At 40.9% G+C, this 15989-nt stretch carries 17 protein-coding genes; 2 read left to right on the top strand and 15 right to left on the bottom strand.

Annotated elements, in window-relative coordinates; all coding sequences use genetic code 11:
* Nucleotides 1–2: 2 nt before the first annotated feature.
* Nucleotides 3–890: a YIEGIA family protein gene (locus QUF73_25030; GenBank protein ID MDM5229379.1), complete on the bottom strand. Its 888-nt coding sequence runs from the start codon at nt 888–890 to the stop codon at nt 3–5.
* Entirely contained in the window at nt 887–1495 is a 609-nt protein-coding gene (locus QUF73_25025; GenBank protein MDM5229378.1) for a hypothetical protein, read from the bottom strand. The genes QUF73_25030 and QUF73_25025 overlap by 4 nt, the downstream gene beginning before the upstream one ends.
* A 147-nt stretch (nt 1496–1642) precedes the next feature.
* Here QUF73_25025 and QUF73_25020 point away from each other — a divergent pair, with 147 nt between their 5' ends.
* Entirely contained in the window at nt 1643–1786 is a 144-nt protein-coding gene (locus QUF73_25020; protein MDM5229377.1) for a YpzI family protein, read from the top strand.
* 500 nt (nt 1787–2286) lie between these two features.
* Here QUF73_25020 and fni read toward each other — a convergent pair whose 3' ends face one another.
* From fni to prsW, 9 genes are all read right to left on the bottom strand, one after another.
* Nucleotides 2287–3348: a type 2 isopentenyl-diphosphate Delta-isomerase gene (gene fni / locus QUF73_25015; protein ID MDM5229376.1), complete on the bottom strand. Its 1062-nt coding sequence runs from the start codon at nt 3346–3348 to the stop codon at nt 2287–2289.
* A 12-nt stretch (nt 3349–3360) separates the two neighbouring features.
* Nucleotides 3361–4500: a 30S ribosomal protein S1 gene (gene rpsA, locus QUF73_25010; protein MDM5229375.1), complete on the bottom strand. Its 1140-nt coding sequence runs from the start codon at nt 4498–4500 to the stop codon at nt 3361–3363.
* Between the two features lie 342 nt (nt 4501–4842).
* A complete protein-coding gene (locus QUF73_25005) occupies nt 4843–5424 on the bottom strand; it encodes a lysophospholipid acyltransferase family protein (protein MDM5229374.1) in 582 nt (193 codons plus the stop codon).
* Nucleotides 5421–6101 (bottom strand): (d)CMP kinase, encoded by a 681-nt coding sequence (cmk, locus tag QUF73_25000; protein MDM5229373.1) that lies wholly within the window; start codon nt 6099–6101, stop codon nt 5421–5423. Before cmk ends, QUF73_25005 begins: the two co-directional genes overlap by 4 nt.
* Nucleotides 6102–6291: 190 nt before the next feature.
* Nucleotides 6292–6474: a YpfB family protein gene (locus tag QUF73_24995; protein ID MDM5229372.1), complete on the bottom strand. Its 183-nt coding sequence runs from the start codon at nt 6472–6474 to the stop codon at nt 6292–6294.
* Between the two features lie 90 nt (nt 6475–6564).
* Complete coding sequence (locus QUF73_24990; GenBank protein MDM5229371.1) at nt 6565–7224, bottom strand: flagellar brake domain-containing protein; 660 nt, start codon at nt 7222–7224, stop codon at nt 6565–6567.
* Nucleotides 7225–7373: 149 nt separating this feature from the next.
* On the bottom strand, nt 7374–8723 hold the full coding sequence (gene ypeB, locus QUF73_24985) for a germination protein YpeB (protein ID MDM5229370.1): 1350 nt from the start codon (nt 8721–8723) through the stop codon (nt 7374–7376).
* Nucleotides 8724–8737: 14 nt separating this feature from the next.
* Nucleotides 8738–9577, bottom strand: a complete 840-nt coding sequence (gene sleB, locus QUF73_24980) for a spore cortex-lytic enzyme (protein ID MDM5229369.1) — start codon at nt 9575–9577, stop codon at nt 8738–8740.
* A 126-nt stretch (nt 9578–9703) separates the two neighbouring features.
* The gene (prsW, locus tag QUF73_24975) at nt 9704–10393 is read right to left on the bottom strand and encodes a glutamic-type intramembrane protease PrsW (GenBank protein ID MDM5229368.1); all 690 of its coding nucleotides are present in this window, start codon (nt 10391–10393) and stop codon (nt 9704–9706) included.
* Nucleotides 10394–10524: 131 nt separating this feature from the next.
* Here prsW and QUF73_24970 point away from each other — a divergent pair, with 131 nt between their 5' ends.
* Nucleotides 10525–11493: an asparaginase gene (locus QUF73_24970; protein ID MDM5229367.1), complete on the top strand. Its 969-nt coding sequence runs from the start codon at nt 10525–10527 to the stop codon at nt 11491–11493.
* A gap of 31 nt (nt 11494–11524) precedes the next feature.
* Here QUF73_24970 and QUF73_24965 read toward each other — a convergent pair whose 3' ends face one another.
* From QUF73_24965 to QUF73_24950, 4 genes are all read right to left on the bottom strand, one after another.
* Nucleotides 11525–12508, bottom strand: coding sequence for a YpdA family putative bacillithiol disulfide reductase (locus tag QUF73_24965; GenBank protein ID MDM5229366.1), 984 nt, complete (start codon nt 12506–12508; stop codon nt 11525–11527).
* Between the two features lie 130 nt (nt 12509–12638).
* Complete coding sequence (locus tag QUF73_24960) at nt 12639–13913, bottom strand: Glu/Leu/Phe/Val dehydrogenase (protein MDM5229365.1); 1275 nt, start codon at nt 13911–13913, stop codon at nt 12639–12641.
* Nucleotides 13914–14343: 430 nt separating this feature from the next.
* Nucleotides 14344–14922 (bottom strand): genetic competence negative regulator, encoded by a 579-nt coding sequence (locus QUF73_24955; protein MDM5229364.1) that lies wholly within the window; start codon nt 14920–14922, stop codon nt 14344–14346.
* A gap of 126 nt (nt 14923–15048) precedes the next feature.
* Nucleotides 15049–15954, bottom strand: coding sequence for a MerR family transcriptional regulator (locus QUF73_24950; protein MDM5229363.1), 906 nt, complete (start codon nt 15952–15954; stop codon nt 15049–15051).
* Nucleotides 15955–15989: the final 35 nt, after the last annotated feature.

Below are 15989 nucleotides of genomic sequence, written 5' to 3'. Positions count from 1 at the left end.
CGCTAACTTCCTTTCCCATTCGTTTGCCGTTCAGTAGGCATCCTAATCGCGTTTTCGAGTGTTGGAACCGCTTCGATGATTTTTATGGCTTTATTGATATTCTTTTCCTGCGGCAATACAAAAACCCCTACACGCCCATCATCAAGGTCCCTTTTCGCAAGCGGAACAAGCGCAGGAGTCCCGGAATCCCGGTAAACACCCAAAGCAGTAGAAACATCATGCAATATAGCCTGCCTCTGCCCAAGATTGGCAATGGTGGAGCGGGCATTGAAATTTTTAGGTTTTAAAATAAACCCCATTCCATAACGCAGCACTTCCTCTTGTCTTTCGGGCAAACCTATATTCATGATATAAATATTGTCAACATACAGGCCCGCTCCATCAAATCGCGGCTCCACAAACTCAACATCAACGATTTCCTTCAGCCTTCCCCCTGACATTAATTTCTTAGAAATAAGTACGGCCAGAATGGCTGCCGCAAGCCCTCCCCATATATTAAAAACCAGATAGCCAAGCGTACTTAATAAAGATGTGAAAATCACAAGATAATTTCTGCTTTCGAAGGCGATCGCCACGCCTTCTATATACGTTTTGCCTCTGGGAACCATTTCGTAGCTGTCCAGTTCAGTAAGCGTGTTTCTCTCCATGTTTCTGACTTCCCTAAACTGGGATGCAGCAAGGGTCAGAAAGGTAATGGCTGTGAATTCTTCCTCCATTATTGAAGGAATGGCCACCGTTCCCAGGCCAGCAGCAATGAAACCCAATGCAACGTGTATAATCTTTCCATGCAAGTATGTAGGATATTGCCGGTAATCGGTCCGCAGCATATAAATACGGGTCAAAGTTCCAGCTGCCAGACCAAAAAGTATCGGGTACGTATATTCGCTCATGATAATTTTTGTTTCTCCCTTTCGAAATGTTTAAAGTTGGCTTCAATATATTTGACTCCCCATTGCACTGCAATCCATACGGCCGATATGGAAACAGAGATTGCCATGATATCCAGAAAGGCCAATGATCCAATAGTGTACGGAAAGGAAAATTTTTTAAGAATGAGTGCATAAAGAACTTCTCCCTGGATGCCCCCGAGCAATACTAACGGCAGTCTGAGCATTCTGTTTTTTTGCAGGAGAACTGCCATATAAACAAGAAGGACTGACAGCATCCAATTACGGGAGAATATTACCCAAACCGGATCAAACAGTTCAAACAGATGAAATGTGACATAGGCCATCATCAGGATGAAAGCACAAAAAAGGAAATAAAATTTACTCAGTTTTTTTAATCTCCCAGCAAAAATATATAAAGATATAAGCAGAAAAAGGCCACCGATACTAGTTTCAACATTCAAGATTTTAAGTGTCCAGGGTGACAGAATAATGAAGAATAGAATCCAGGCAGACAATAAAAACCTGTATTTATTATTTCGATCCATAAAAAAAGTCGCCATAATCCAAACCATCCAGGAAATCCAATAGAAAATTAATCCTTCCATACTCTACCTCCTATCATTTCCATTATGGCTTTTTTGTATGTAAAATAACCCTTCAACTTCAAAAGGATAATTCCTTTGGAATCAAAGTTATCTTTTTGCATAATTCTTTTGCACTCATTTCATCTTAATAACATGGAGGTGTTTAATATGGGCAAAGACAGACAGGAAAAAAAGCTTAAAAATAGCGGAAAAGTGGAATCCGATCGCGACCAGGCACTTCATTATCCTGGAGCTGCCAAGATGCAGAGCCCCGAAGAAGCCAGATCTTTGAATGATTCAAAATACAGTTAAAAAAGAAAAGCGGAAGCGCCTTGCTCCCAAAGGAACGCAGACTAAGAACGCCACGTCCTGTGGCAACGTCTGCATGACCCACATCCTCCCAAAAGCTGCCGCTTTTGGTCGTGCGATGTTTATGCTGACGAAGCCATCCTTGTCCTGTGGGCCTCAAGCACAAGACGAGCCTCCTGGAAAGGCGTTTTTTGCCTTTTTGGGAGGCTTGCCCGAAATGTGGAGGCGACTGCCCAGGGACGACCAGCATAAGACGAGCCCTGCAAGAAGGTGTTCTTTCCTTCTGGAAGGGATTGGCTAGTCTTTCGTCCCTAGGAGCCGAAACTGGTCAAGCTTGTGACCTCGAGGGGGCAGGCGCTCCTCTTAAAAGCTACGCTTTTAATCGTGCGATGATTAGGCTGTCGAAGCGTTCCTTGTGGAGCTAGACAGTCTTCGATGTCCAAAATTTAATATTTACTTCCTTTTGAAGACAAAAAAATAGCTCTCGTCATTGGACGAGAGCTTTACTTTTGGATTATCCGCTGGGAATATGCTTTTGTATCAATGCCACGTTCATTCAGCCAATGATGGGTCCTTTCAGTTATGATAATTGGAGCCTGCTGAAGCTGGGCGATGTTTGCTGCCCCCAAGGCAGTCATGATCACTTTCAATTCGGTATGCATATTGTTAATCTCTTCAATGAGTTCTTCAAGTCCTTCTTTCATGAGAACTTTCAAAAAGTATCCCGCCAACCCTGCAGCTCCTGCACCAAGAGCAATTGCCTTAGCTATTTCATGGCTTGTCTGGATGCCTCCCGAAGCTATGACATCAATATCTTTTTCCAAAGATGCAGCTTCTGCAATGGAGACAGCTGTCGGGATTCCCCACTCATTGAAAAACGTTAGAAGTCTCTCTCTTCTTGCATTTTCTATGCGGGAGAAATTCGTTCCGCCAAATCCGCCAATATCGATTGCTGTAACACCGGCTGATGCAAGCATTGAAACTGTTTCTTTATTTATGCCAAATCCTACTTCTTTTACAAATACTGGAACTTCAGAATGGGAGACGATATTTTCAATTCTTTTTAAGGCACCCCGAAAATCACGGTCACCTTCAGGCATGGTCAATTCCTGGACAACATTTAAATGAATTTGCAATGCATCTGCTTCAATCATATCAACCGCTGCTTTTGCCTGATCGATTGTAGCTTCGCTGCCTAAGTTGCCAAAGATAATTCCACTGGGGTTTTCTCTCCTGACAACCCTGTAGGATTCTGCTTCACTTGGATCCTTCAATGCAGACATTTGAGATCCTACTGCCATAGCAAGGCCTGTTGATCTGGCAGCCAGGGCGAGATCCCGATTAATTTGAACCGTTCTTTCTCCTCCGCCCCCTGTCATGGCATTTATAAAAATTGGCGAACTTAATGTAAGTTCGCCAATTGAAGTGCCTAAATCAGCCTGATCAAGAAACGCATCAGGAAGACTTTGATGAATAAATGCAATATCCTCTAAACCGGTATTGCTGTTTTGGCCCGTTGCCAAAGCATGCTGGATATGATCCCATTTACGTTTTGATCTAGACACAATTTATCACCATTACTTTTTTAAATTCTTTAGCTGGTCGCCAATCATATCACCAAGCGAGAAGCCTTTATTTTCTTCAGGAAGTTCATAGTCAGTCACTTCTTCCTGTTCTTTTTCAAGAAGATCTTTGATGCTCAATGAAAGGCGCTGGTCCTGTTCGTTCACATCAAGAACCTTTACTTTTACTTCCTGTCCTTCGCTCAATACTTCATGAGGAGTTCCAATATGCTTATGCGCAATTTGAGAAATATGGACAAGTCCTTCTACACCTGGGAAAACTTCCACAAATGCTCCATAAGAAACAAGTCTTTTTACTGTTCCATCGAGAGTGCTTCCTTTAGGAGCCTTTTCACTGATATTATCCCAAGGCCCTGGCAAAGTCTCCTTAATGGAAAGTGAAATGCGTTCATTGTCCCGATCTACACTTAATACTTTCACTTTCACTTTTTGGCCTTCTTCCACAACATCTGAAGGCTTCTCTACATGCTCATAAGAAAGCTGGGAAATATGGACAAGACCATCAATCCCGCCGATATCAACAAATGCTCCAAAGTCAGTAATTCTTTGAACTGTTCCATCCAAAACCTGACCTGCCTGAAGGGATTCAAGCACTTGATGTTTCTGTTTTCCTTTTTCTTCCTCTATTACAGCACGGTGAGAAAGAATCAGGCGATTTTTATCTTTATCAAGCTCTACAATTTTAAATGTCATCGTTTTGCCTTTATAATCAGTAAAGTCCTCAACAAAGTGAGCTTCAACCAGGGAAGCAGGAACAAATCCGCGCACACCCAGGTCTACTACTAAACCGCCTTTAACAACATCTTTTATTTCTGCTTCAAAAACTTCACCCTCATTGAATTTCTTTTCGAGGGTTTCCCAAGATTTCCCAGCATCAACTTTTCGTTTAGAAAGAATAAGGGCTTCTTCTTCCACTTTTAAAACTTCAAGCTCGAGCTCATCTCCTTCTGAAACCGCATCGCCTGCTTTTTCAATATGAAGGCTTGAAAGCTCGCTGATTGGGATTATCCCATCCAGTTTGCTGTCAGCAAGGTCTACAATGACTTGCTTTTCTTCAACTTTGGTAACTTGGCCTTTTACCTTGTCACCCACCTCAAAATTTTTAACTTCTACTTGATTCATTTCCTCTGACATATGTATTCCTCCTTAATCCAATGGCTGCTTTCAAATTTTTAATCTGTATTCAACTGCCTGCCATCCAGGCAAGAACCCTGTGTCAGCAGCAGAAATACTCGAATGGCTATTTATTTTGCAGGCTATTTTTCAACTGCTGTTGAATGTCTCTTTCTGCCCTCATAAGAAAAGCGCAAGCGCCTTGCCCGCCCCCGACAAGCTCGAGGGGGTAGGCTGCTTGCGCTAGACAATTCTTGAAGTTCAAAGTAAAGGACAGCCTTATTTTTCGAATATTTTCGCCTTTTTAAAAAATGCCTTTTTACTAACTTCTTACAAAAGAAGTTTTTTGTCAAGCAAGAAGGTCTATGAATAATCTTCAATTAATTTACGTATTTCTGACATAATCATTTCGGTGGTTTCCTCCGCCGAAGCCTTTCTTTCCCTTAGCTCTTTCATATCAATTGGTTTTCCGTAAACAACTTTTAATTTTGAAAAAGCTTTATAGGGGCCAATAATGGCGCAGGGAACGACATGCGCTTCTGACCTGAGAGCAAAAAAACCTGCTCCCGCCAGCCCTTTCCCCAGCTGCCCCGTTTTACTTCTAGTACCCTCTGGAAACAGCCCTAAAACATTTCCTTCTTTTAAGATCCCAAGCCCTTTTCTTAATGCCTCCCTGTCACTCATTCCTCTCTTGACAGGAAATGCGTTTAGATCGGGAAGAATTTTCCCCAGGACCGGTACTTTAAAAAGCTCCTCCTTTGCCATAAAATAAACTGGCCTTGGAGCATTAATGCCGACTACCGGGGGGTCGAGATTATCTATATGATTGGAGCATAAAAGGGCGCCCCCTTCAGCAGGAAAGTTCTCCTTCCCAATTACTTCAAATCTATATATGGGTTTTAGGACTCCATAGACTGCTGCTTTGGCAAAAGAATAGAGATTCACTTTGAACCAATCCTTTCAATAGCCAGATCCATTATCTTATCGACTACCTGTCCAATTGACAAAGAAGTTGTATCAATCTCTATTGCATCATCTGCTTTCTTTAATGGAGCTACTTCACGTTCAGAGTCCAATTTGTCCCTTAAAGAAATTTCTTCCTTCAGCTTCTCAAGATCAGATGGATATCCCTTCTGGATATTTTCGTTATGTCGTCTTACAGCTCTTTCATCGACAGAGGCTAAAAGAAAAATCTTTACTTCTGCATGGGGCAGGACATGGGTTCCGATATCCCGTCCATCCATTACCACTCCTCCATTTAAAGCAAAGCTTTGCTGGCGCAACACCATTTCTTCTCTAACCAGCTTATGCATGGAAACTATAGAAACAGAATTTGTCACTACAGAAGTCCTGATTTCATTTGTCACATCCTGCCCGTCCAGATAAATTAACTGCCCTTTTTCGCCTGGCTGCAGTTCAATAACTGAATTGTTTAGAATCTCCATAAGAGAAGCTTCATCTTCAAGACTTGCATTCTTCTGAATCGCTTTATAAGTCAAGGCGCGATACATGGCACCAGTATCAATATATATGTAAGATAATTTTTCTGCCACAATCTTTGCTACTGTACTTTTCCCTGCAGCAGCTGGGCCGTCAATTGCAATTGATATACGTTTGCTCATAGTTCCTCCTGTACCCCTGGCCGCTTCTTCCCCAGGTTCATTCAGCTTTATTTTAACATAATAAGTCTGCATCAGTGCATTATTAAGCTGTTTTTTAAGTCTTGCAAATTTTTTAAAATAGCCCCTAAAAGACTTATAAATAATCGTTTTTACACGACTGCCAGCACAAAAATAAGCAGGCGCCTGCCTGCTAATAATTTTTCCTGAACGTTTCAAGCAGTTCAGTAAAATTCTGATCTGTTACACCCTCATACTGTGTCAGCTGCCTTAATTCCGGAAAAGCATCCATATGATGAAAGAAAAATTGAGTGAACAGCAAGAAAACAAATTGCACAATAATTAACTTTAGAATAATCCTCTCCACCGTTTTCATCATTGCCATCTCTCCAACTGGTAATATAAGAATAAGCCAATAGACTTCACCATCTATTATGAGAGGTGAGTATAAAAAATATTCCTTTATTTATATTTCCAGGCCTTTTTTCTTCATGGCCAATTGCCTATCGAAACAAAAGCGCAGAAGCAATTGCCTGTCCTGGGGGCTTGTCTCCATAAACTGAACAGAAATAAGCGTTTTTCCATTTTGGAGTTCAGAAACTCTGATTACTTTACTTTTAAGCCGCAAATAATAATTATCGCCGTTTTGCATAGCTAATACGAAATAAGTATGTATTTGCATATTCGCTTTTAAAGAGCTGCTCGTTTGTGCGATAATTGCAGCCCCGCCCGCACTAATATCATCCGTAACGGATACAAAAGGAATAAATTCATTACTTTCCGGGTGGATAGCAACATCAACAGGTGTTTCAACCCGGACAAACTGGCGCCGCTGAATTTTCACCAAATGTTCGTCCCCCGGATATGATAAAATCATCATCGGGATCTTAAGCTTAACTCTTCCCTTAACTTCGCTTTCGAAAAGATATACCGTCCCATCTTCAGCCAAAAAGGTTGCCTTCAGCTGAGTCCCATCGAGCAGGAAAGCAGTTTTATTCGTTTCCTGATTTATTGGATAATCAATATATAGATTATTTCCTTCTCTTTCAGCAAGCTTGCATTTATATTTCTCGGTTTTTTCCGAGTACGTTAATTCCAGCAGCAATGTCTCTCCAATATTTATCACACTGACACACTTCCCCTTATTAAAAGGATAATCTTGTCATTTAATTATGACCGGTATAAAAGAATCCTGCAATAGCATTTTTGAAGTATTTGGGCAAAAAGACCCAAATACTATTTAAAACAAAAAAAAGAAAGCCTATCCGGCTTTCTCTACAGTACATCTTCAAATACTGGTTCAGCATTTTTTAGCTTTTCTACTTTTTCTTCCTGTCCTGTTTCTGCGTTAATATAGATTCTGTAGGTATCTTCACCCAATGTGCCCAGAAATTCATAACAGGAAACTTCCTGATTCAAATCATTAATGATTATTGCCCGTCTGTCTTCCATGACTTTCAGCTGTGGATTCACCTTTGTTCTCGCCTCTTCTGCAGTAATTAGAGGCTCAGGAATTTCTCTCTGATGATGAGCTTTTAAATAATCTTCAGCTGAAAAGGCTGCCATTCTGCCATTGTCAAGCGCAACTTTCACACGAATGGAGTCCGGATAAATTCTTACGCCATCCTGATTGGACACGAAGGTAAATACCCCTAAATTGTCATACTGGGCACTCTCAAATAAATCAAGGTCCTTAAAGCCATTGTCTTTCAGAAATTTAACCGCATTATTGCTTGCTTCATTAAGGCTTACTTTTTGTTTCGCCACTTCCCGATCCAGTATAAACCAGATTGGATAACCGCCTTTTTTAGTGATATCCATGTTTGCTTCTTCTTTTGTTTTTTTATTTTGAATACTGACACTATAAAACCCGTAATCAGATCCTTTGCCGTTTTCCGTCACTCTGATATTCACATTATTTCCCAGACTTGCATATTGCTGACCTATTCGTGCAGCTTCTTCTTCTGTTATTTCTTTGCCCTTAAGATATTTGTAATTTTCATCCTTCCTCTGCATATTTACAAATGCAGGTCCAAAGTCAGTCTCTCCATAGCCTTCAACCGTTTTTTCCACTGTCTTAAATCCATCTATGATTGTATTATCTGCAGCTTCCTCATTGGAAGCGAGCGCCATTTCTACATCCATCCACCGCAAGTTCTTTTCAAGCACCATATGCTGAACTTTGCGCAAATCCTGCTGAACATCAGCAGACTGTTTATAGAGCTGCTTTAGTGTTTGATGTTCCTTATCCGATAAAGGTTCCTTCTCCAAATCCCTTACTGCTGTCCGATAACTGAAATCTCCGATATTGGATAGAAACTCTTCTGTTTTATTGAAAGGAAGAAGCGAGAGAGGCAGCTGGCCAACATCTGAGTGAGCTTCTGAAGTCAATCTCCATACTTCTGCCAATTCAGGTGATAGTGAAGCTCTCGAATTCATCGCTAAGGTTGTTCCGATTTTGTCATGCAATAGGTCAATTTGGTAAGTTAAATCATGAAATGCCCTTTGATAATTATTTTCGGCATTAATTAGGATTGCATTTTTCTCCCGGTGTTCCTGATAGCCCCAAAACGCTGTACCGGCAACACCCAGTGCAAGTACGCCTATGAGAATTCCTCTAAGCATGATCATTCACCCCTCTATTTACAGAATATATGTTTTCCAATCTGCTTGATTTGCGGCCGTGTCCAAATCCATCCGCTTGTAGCTGTATCCGGATTAAAGTAATACAGTGCCTCGCCTGTTGGATCCCATCCATTGATGGCATCAAGGACGGCTTTTTTTGCTGTATCATTCGGCGTTAACCATATCTGTCCATCGGCAACGGCAGTAAAAGCACGAGGCTCAAATATAACGCCAGAAACAGTGTTTGGAAATGAAGCACTGTCTACACGGTTTAAGATTACTGCGGCAACTGCCACCTGGCCTGTGTACGGTTCCCCTCTTGATTCTCCATAAACAGCATTCGCCATCAGCTGGATATCATTTTCTGAGAATCCGTTAGGCACATTTGCAGCAGTTGGCTTTTTAGGAGCTTCCTGCTGCTGTGCCGTTCCCCCGGAAGATCCACCTTGCTGTGGCTTAGTCTGCTTTTCAGTGTCCACTCCGCCATAATGGGTAAATTTATTGCCCTTATTGATTTGTTCTTTCACATACTGCTCGTTATATTTGGATGCTTTCGCAAGCTTGTTTTTTGTTTCCTGGCCAGCAAGCCCGTCTATCGGAAGTCCGAATTCATATTGAAAATTCCTAAGCGCCCAATAGGTTCCCCACCCAAAAACTCCATCGATTTTCCCATTGTAAAATCCTAAATACTGCAGGCGGGACTGAAGCTCGATTACATCATCTCCCACTGCTCCGTGCTGGATAACCTGGTTCGAAAAGGCATTAGCTTTGTCCATATTCCCGCTCAATGGAATTCCCAGAACACAAAGCGAGATTATGAGAAGAACCTTTCCTGCCAAAAAATTCTTTTTCATGGATTTAAACCTCCAAAAGTCAATCTTTTTTCATTGACCCTATTTTTTGTAGTCCTTGGCTTTTTATTCAATAACTTGTGTCTTTTTACTTTAGGAGCGGTTTTCGGCAAAATAAAAAACCCTCCATCAGGAATGGAGAGTTTTCTGTATATCGAATTGATTATTCATGTGGTTCACGCTATGTGCCCTTGCTTTTTTGACTTTTCTTAAGCCCAGCCACCAAAGGAAAATCATAAAGGGAAACATGATAAAAATCCAATGTTTTAGGGAAATCAGGATGTAGTCGTAAATACCGTGAAGGAGAAAAGGTATAAAGAGCGAGAAGGCTATCCATTTTTTTGTCGAGGTTGCCGAGAATTTTCCTTTTCCTATATAATAGCCCATGATAACACCAAAGAGAGCATGACTGGAAACCGGAAGCAAGGCCCTTCCAAGAGCGTGTTCCACACCGAGCGCGACGAGATAGAAGATATTTTCTGCAGTGGCGAAGCCAAGTGACACAGAAGCACCATACACAATTCCATCATATGGTTCATCAAATGTTATATGCTGATAAATAGTATAAAATAATATAAACCATTTAAAGAATTCTTCCAGCAGGCTTGAGGACAGAAATGCATCCATCAAACTGGATTGAAGCACCCCTTCAGTCTCTAAAACATACTGGATAAACATGATGGGGAACACGAGCAAAGCACCAAACAAAAAAGTTTTAAAAACCATTGATATGGGTTCAGACTCATATTGATCTTTTAAATAAAAATAGCTTAATAGTGCCAACCCCGGCGCGATGCCAGCGGATAATATTCCCAGCATGAGCTGCCCTCTTTTCAATCTGTTTTCTTAATCGTATCATGATATAGAAAGAATTAAAATGATTATTCAAATATTGGAAAACAAATATTTCGCATCATAATTTAATTCAAAGCTAAAATTGGGGGATTAACATGGAGAAAAAAAAGATACTTGTTATACACACCGGAGGCACCATTTCAATGAGTGAGGATGCAGCAACTGGTGCTGTTAAGCCGACAGACAATAATCCATTAACTGAAAAAACAAAGGAACTGCTTTCCCTTGCAGAATTACTGGTTGAAGAGCCTTTTCATCTCCCTTCACCGCATATAACACCGAGAGAAATGCTTAAATTGAAGGAAATCATTGAAAAAAGCCTGGCAAAAGAAGAGATTAGCGGCGTAGTAATTACCCATGGGACAGATACATTAGAAGAGACATCCTATTTCCTGGATCTGACTGTAAAAACATCCCTTCCAATCGTTGTTACAGGTGCTATGAGATCAAGTAATGAAATTGGCTCTGACGGACTTTACAACCTAATGTCCTCCATTCGCGTAGCTGCATGCGAAGAAGCAAAAGACAAAGGGGTTCTGGTCGTTTTAAATGATGAAATTCATACGGCGGAAAATGTGACAAAGACACACACAAGCAATGTATCTACTTTCCAAAGCCCGCAGTATGGACCAATCGGAATTGTCACAAAGAGAGGTGTATTATTCCATAACACGCCCACAAATAGAGAATATTATCCTTTAGATGCTATTGTAAAAAAAGTTACACTTATTAAAGCATTTGCCGGAATGGATTCTTCTCTGCTGTATGCGATAGGTGATTTAGATTTTGACGGAGTTGTAATTGAAGCACTTGGACAAGGGAATTTGCCACCAGCCACAATCGAAGGCATTAAAGCTCTTACAGAAAAGAACATTCCGATTGTATTGGTTTCCCGATGTTTCAATGGAATTGCTCAAGATGTATATGGCTATGACGGAGGCGGAAAACACCTTAAGGACATGGGTGTTATTTTCTCTAATGGACTAAACGGGCAAAAAGCAAGAATTAAACTGCTAATCGGACTGGAAACCCAGCAAAATATCGAAGAGATTTTTCAAATATAAATATCCAATAACAAAGGCTGATCCCATGTGATCAGCCTTTGTTATTGCCACTCTCTTTTTCAAATATAGCTTTCGCAATTTGTCCGCCATGGAATCTGCCATTTTCAATAAAAATTTCGTTGGCATTATTTCCGGCAGCTATCACACCCGCAATAAATATTCCAGGAACATTCGTTTCCATCGTTTCAGGATTATAATGAGGGCGGCCTGTTTCTTCATTTATTTGAATCCCCATACTCCTTAAAAATCCGTGGTCCGGATGGTAGCCAGTCATGGCAAATACAAAATCGTTCTTAATGTCGAATTGCTGGCCATCCACCATGTAGGTCAGCTTATTTTCACTGATTTCTTTCACATGTGCACTAAATTTCATGTTAATGACGCCATTTCTAACTAAGGACTCAAATTCAGGCAGGATCCATGGCTTTATGCTTGGTGAATATTCTGTTCCGCGATAGATCACCGTAACTCTGGCTCCTGCTTTAACCAGTTCGATCGCAGCATCGACGCTTGAGTTTTTCCCGCCAATTACCGTTACGTCTTTGTCAAAATAAGGGTGGGCTTCTTTGAAATAGTGAAAAACCTTTGGCAGGTCCTCTCCTGGAACTCCCATGTAATTTGGATGGTCGTAATACCCTGTAGCAATTATTACGTTATTGGAGGTATAAACGCCCTTATCTGTTAGTACTTCAAATATCTCAGATTGATTTTTAATTACTTGGAGAACTTTTTCAAAGGCATTAATCTTAATGCCCTTTCTTTTCACTACTTCCCGGTAATAAGTCAGCGCCTGGTTTCTCTTAGGCTTGTAATTTTCCGTTATGAAGGGTACCCCGCCGATTTCGAGCTTTTCGCTCGTGCTGAAGAAAGTTTGGTGTGTTGGATAGTGGTAAATTGCGTTTACAATATTGCCCTTTTCGATAACAAGCGGGTTACGCCCAGCTTCCTGAAGGGCTATGGCAGCTGCCAATCCGCAGGGTCCTCCGCCAACAATAATAGCGTCTATATTCAAGATTCTCACTCCTTAATCAATACCAAGGAAAAAATTCCATATTTTGGTTTATAAAAAAATCTCCCATCAGTTTATGATAGGAGATTTTTTATGATTATTCAAATGTCTTACTTTCACAAATGGAAATTTATAATTAAATCCATCCGCGGAATCTTGAAGCTTCCGCCATTTTTCTCACACCAACCATATAAGCAGCCAGGCGCATATCCACACGGCGGGTTTGGGACGTCTGATAAATATTATCAAATGACTTAACCATTACCTTCTCAAGCTTTTCTTCTACTTCTTCTTCAGTCCAGTAATATCCCTGGTTATTTTGTACCCATTCGAAATATGAAACTGTTACACCGCCGGCAGAAGCCAGTACATCAGGGACAAGCAGTATCCCTCGCTCAGAAAGGATTCGTGTAGCTTCCAAAGTAGTTGGGCCGTTAGCCGCCTCCACTACAATGCCTGCTCTTATATTATGTGCATTGTCTTCTGTTATCTGATTTTCGATGGCCGCAGGAACAAGAATATCGCAATCAAGCTCAAGCAGCTCTTTATTTGTAATTGTATCATTAAACAATTTTGTCACAGTGCCAAAGCTATCTCGGCGATCCAAGAGGTAATCGATATCAAGGCCTTCCGGATCATATAAACCGCCATATGCATCTGAAATGCCAACAACCTTTGCACCGGCATCATGCATAAACTTTGAGAGGAAACTTCCAGCGTTCCCGAATCCCTGAACAACAACTCTTGCACCTTCCAGATTAATGCCTTTTTTCTTGGCAGCTTCCCGGATGCAAATTGTAACCCCTTTAGCTGTTGCTGATTCCCGTCCATGTGAACCGCCAAGTACAAGTGGTTTACCGGTAATGAAGCCTGGAGAGTTAAATTCATCAATCCGGCTGTATTCATCCATCATCCATGCCATGATCTGCGAATTGGTAAATACATCAGGTGCAGGAATATCCTTAGTCGGCCCCACAATTTGACTGATTGCCCGTACATACCCGCGGCTTAGCCGCTCTAACTCACCGAAGGACATATCGCGAGGGTCACAAACGATTCCGCCTTTACCTCCGCCATATGGAAGATCCACAATTCCGCATTTTAAGCTCATCCAAATTGACAGTGCCTTTACTTCCTTTTCAGTTACATTCGGGTGAAAACGAATACCGCCTTTAGTAGGACCCACTGCATCATTATGCTGGGCCCGGTAGCCAGTAAAGACTTTTACTGTTCCGTCATCCATCCGTACAGGAATTTTCACTGTCATCATGCGAATTGGCTCTTTTAGAAGCTCATATACCTCATCCGAATATCCCAGCTTCCCTAAAGCCTTATGTATGACAGTTTGAGTCGACTTTAAGACGTCCAATTTTTCAGCTTTATTTGAATCAGTACCTTTCTCGGCTACCATTTGTAAACCTCCTAGAAAAATCACTTTCATTAGTTGTCCGCTTCCATGGATTAGTATACACCTTTGCCTAATTTATGCAAGAAGAATAATCTACTTTTCCGCATTTTTTAATTTTTTTATGAAACCGCTCTCAGCCTTGGTATTAAAGGGAATTTTCTGTTTACTCCTAGTACCCGTTTTCCCGTTTAAGCCTAAAAGAAACATCCCATTTCCTTCTTTACTGTATATTTAAAAACTTTTCCATTTTTATGCTATTATTGCAGCTGATTAACTATACTTGTTTTACCCAATTTTTATATAGTTCATGACCATTTAATCCAAATTCACTGCATTTCGCTGTTATCATCCTGCCTGCTGATCCCTGTGGCAGCCTGCAAAAAAAGAGACTGCCTTTGTTCAAAAAAAAAAGAGGATCTCCCCCTCTTCCGCCTTATGAAAAGTATTCAATCAGCTTTTTTACAGCATTGGACTCGATAAGTACTTTCCCATATTCCTGAATTACATGTATGCTGGTAAAGTCTGAATCACCGTACTCAGCTAATATGGCAATAACTCTATGAATGTCTTCTCCCGCTAAATCTGTAACATGATAATAATACATTTCTTTATAACAATATACGCTTCCTTCCTCAATCTGCACACGATTCAGCTCTTTAGCCATTTGAATTACATCTTCAAAATCCTGGAACTCGAATAATATATCTTCACTGCCCTCAACAGTTACTTGCATTTCAATAAAACCATCCTCAAGGAGCTCTTCATCCATCTGCTCCTCCATTGTAACGATCATAACCATTCCCTGAGCCTGCATGGAGAATATCTCCACAGCAACTGAGCCTTGAATGTCTACTCCAAATTCTTCACTTGCCTCTTCCAGCATCTCATGAAAAAGCTGGTGCCATTTTAGAGAATCCTTCCAGACATCTTCCTTAGTCAGTCCCCTATCATTCAAATCATCTAATGTTAGAAAGATTTTGATTTTATTATAATTCAAACGTTCTAAGCGCATAATAAGCCCCCTGCCCTGAACCAACTCTTTGGTTTAGTGTATGAAACATTGCTCAGTTTGTGAGTCGTCTTATTTTGTATGACTTAAAAAAAGAAAAGACCCGGCAATTAACCGCCAGATCTTATATTATAGGAGCCGTTCTCTAATCCATTCTTCCCATTCATGTGTGGAACCGCCGGGAATAAACTGTTCATACTTCATTTTTTCTTCATTACTAAGGGTATCAATGCCGAATCCCCCAAGGCCTACATGCAGTTTCCCATAAGTATCTGTAAGTCTCTCTAGAAGTTTTAGGGTTTCAGGTACGTTGGACTTCATCGTACAGGAAAAGAATACAAACTTTGGTTTAACAATTTCAATCACAGTATCAATATCTTCTTCAGCAATGCTTGTCCCAAGGTAAACGACTTCAAATCCCCTTCTGCGTAAAAATAAAGTAAAAATTAAAAGCCCTAATTCATGAGCTTCTCCAGGTCCGCAGACTGCTATCACCTTTGGCAGGACCCCGTTATGCGGAAAAGAATGGAGAATCATCCCAATTCTGGATCTTAATATGGATGAGGCAAAATGCTCATGTGCACTTGTTATTTTCCCCTCTTCCCACAGAAGTCCGATTTTTACAAGAAGAGAGCCTAATATATCAATTAGGACTTTATCTATGGTATAAAAACTAAAAGCCTGATTAATTAAATCATGTGCTTTTGATTCATTAAACTGAAGAAGAGCTTCAAGAAGCTCATTGGCGAGGGCACCAGACCGATCACCTTCCTTATCCATCTGAAGCGGCTCGGCATTTAATTCCTTATTTTCCAAAAGGGAAACAGCCTGGCTTATGGAAAAACCCTGATCCACTTTCCTGATCAGCCATTTTAACACTTTGATATGTTCTTCTGTATATAGCCTGTGGCCTGATTCATTTCTCTTGGGAGCAACGATTTGATACCGTCTTTCCCATGCTCTTAACGTTCCTGGCTGAATGCCGAGCATCTTAGATACAGCCTTAATATTATACTTTCCTTCTTCTGTTGCCATGCCCAGCCCTCCATTCATTACTAATTATAAAAAAC

The sequence above is a fragment of the Cytobacillus sp. NJ13 genome (genome assembly GCA_030348385.1).
Taxonomy (GTDB): domain Bacteria; phylum Bacillota; class Bacilli; order Bacillales; family Cytobacillaceae; genus Cytobacillus.
Note: the sequence above shows the minus strand (reverse complement) of the source record. Positions and strands in the feature narration are given on the sequence as shown.

Excerpts from the sequence above, each read along its gene's own strand:
- QUF73_25020 (MDM5229377.1), top strand. The coding sequence starts at position 1,643 with ATGGGCAAAGACAGACAGGAAAAAAAGCTTAAAAATAGCGGAAAAGTG.
- rpsA (MDM5229375.1), bottom strand. The coding sequence starts at position 4,500 with ATGTCAGAGGAAATGAATCAAGTAGAAGTTAAAAATTTTGAGGTGGGT.
- QUF73_24995 (MDM5229372.1), bottom strand. The coding sequence starts at position 6,474 with ATGAAAACGGTGGAGAGGATTATTCTAAAGTTAATTATTGTGCAATTT.
- QUF73_24970 (MDM5229367.1), top strand. The coding sequence starts at position 10,525 with ATGGAGAAAAAAAAGATACTTGTTATACACACCGGAGGCACCATTTCA.
- QUF73_24955 (MDM5229364.1), bottom strand. The coding sequence starts at position 14,922 with ATGCGCTTAGAACGTTTGAATTATAATAAAATCAAAATCTTTCTAACA.
- QUF73_25030 (MDM5229379.1), bottom strand. The coding sequence starts at position 890 with ATGAGCGAATATACGTACCCGATACTTTTTGGTCTGGCAGCTGGAACT.
- QUF73_25025 (MDM5229378.1), bottom strand. The coding sequence starts at position 1,495 with ATGGAAGGATTAATTTTCTATTGGATTTCCTGGATGGTTTGGATTATG.
- cmk (MDM5229373.1), bottom strand. The coding sequence starts at position 6,101 with ATGAGCAAACGTATATCAATTGCAATTGACGGCCCAGCTGCTGCAGGG.
- ypeB (MDM5229370.1), bottom strand. The coding sequence starts at position 8,723 with ATGCTTAGAGGAATTCTCATAGGCGTACTTGCACTGGGTGTTGCCGGT.
- QUF73_24950 (MDM5229363.1), bottom strand. The coding sequence starts at position 15,954 with ATGGCAACAGAAGAAGGAAAGTATAATATTAAGGCTGTATCTAAGATG.
- QUF73_24960 (MDM5229365.1), bottom strand. The coding sequence starts at position 13,913 with ATGGTAGCCGAGAAAGGTACTGATTCAAATAAAGCTGAAAAATTGGAC.
- prsW (MDM5229368.1), bottom strand. The coding sequence starts at position 10,393 with ATGCTGGGAATATTATCCGCTGGCATCGCGCCGGGGTTGGCACTATTA.
- sleB (MDM5229369.1), bottom strand. The coding sequence starts at position 9,577 with ATGAAAAAGAATTTTTTGGCAGGAAAGGTTCTTCTCATAATCTCGCTT.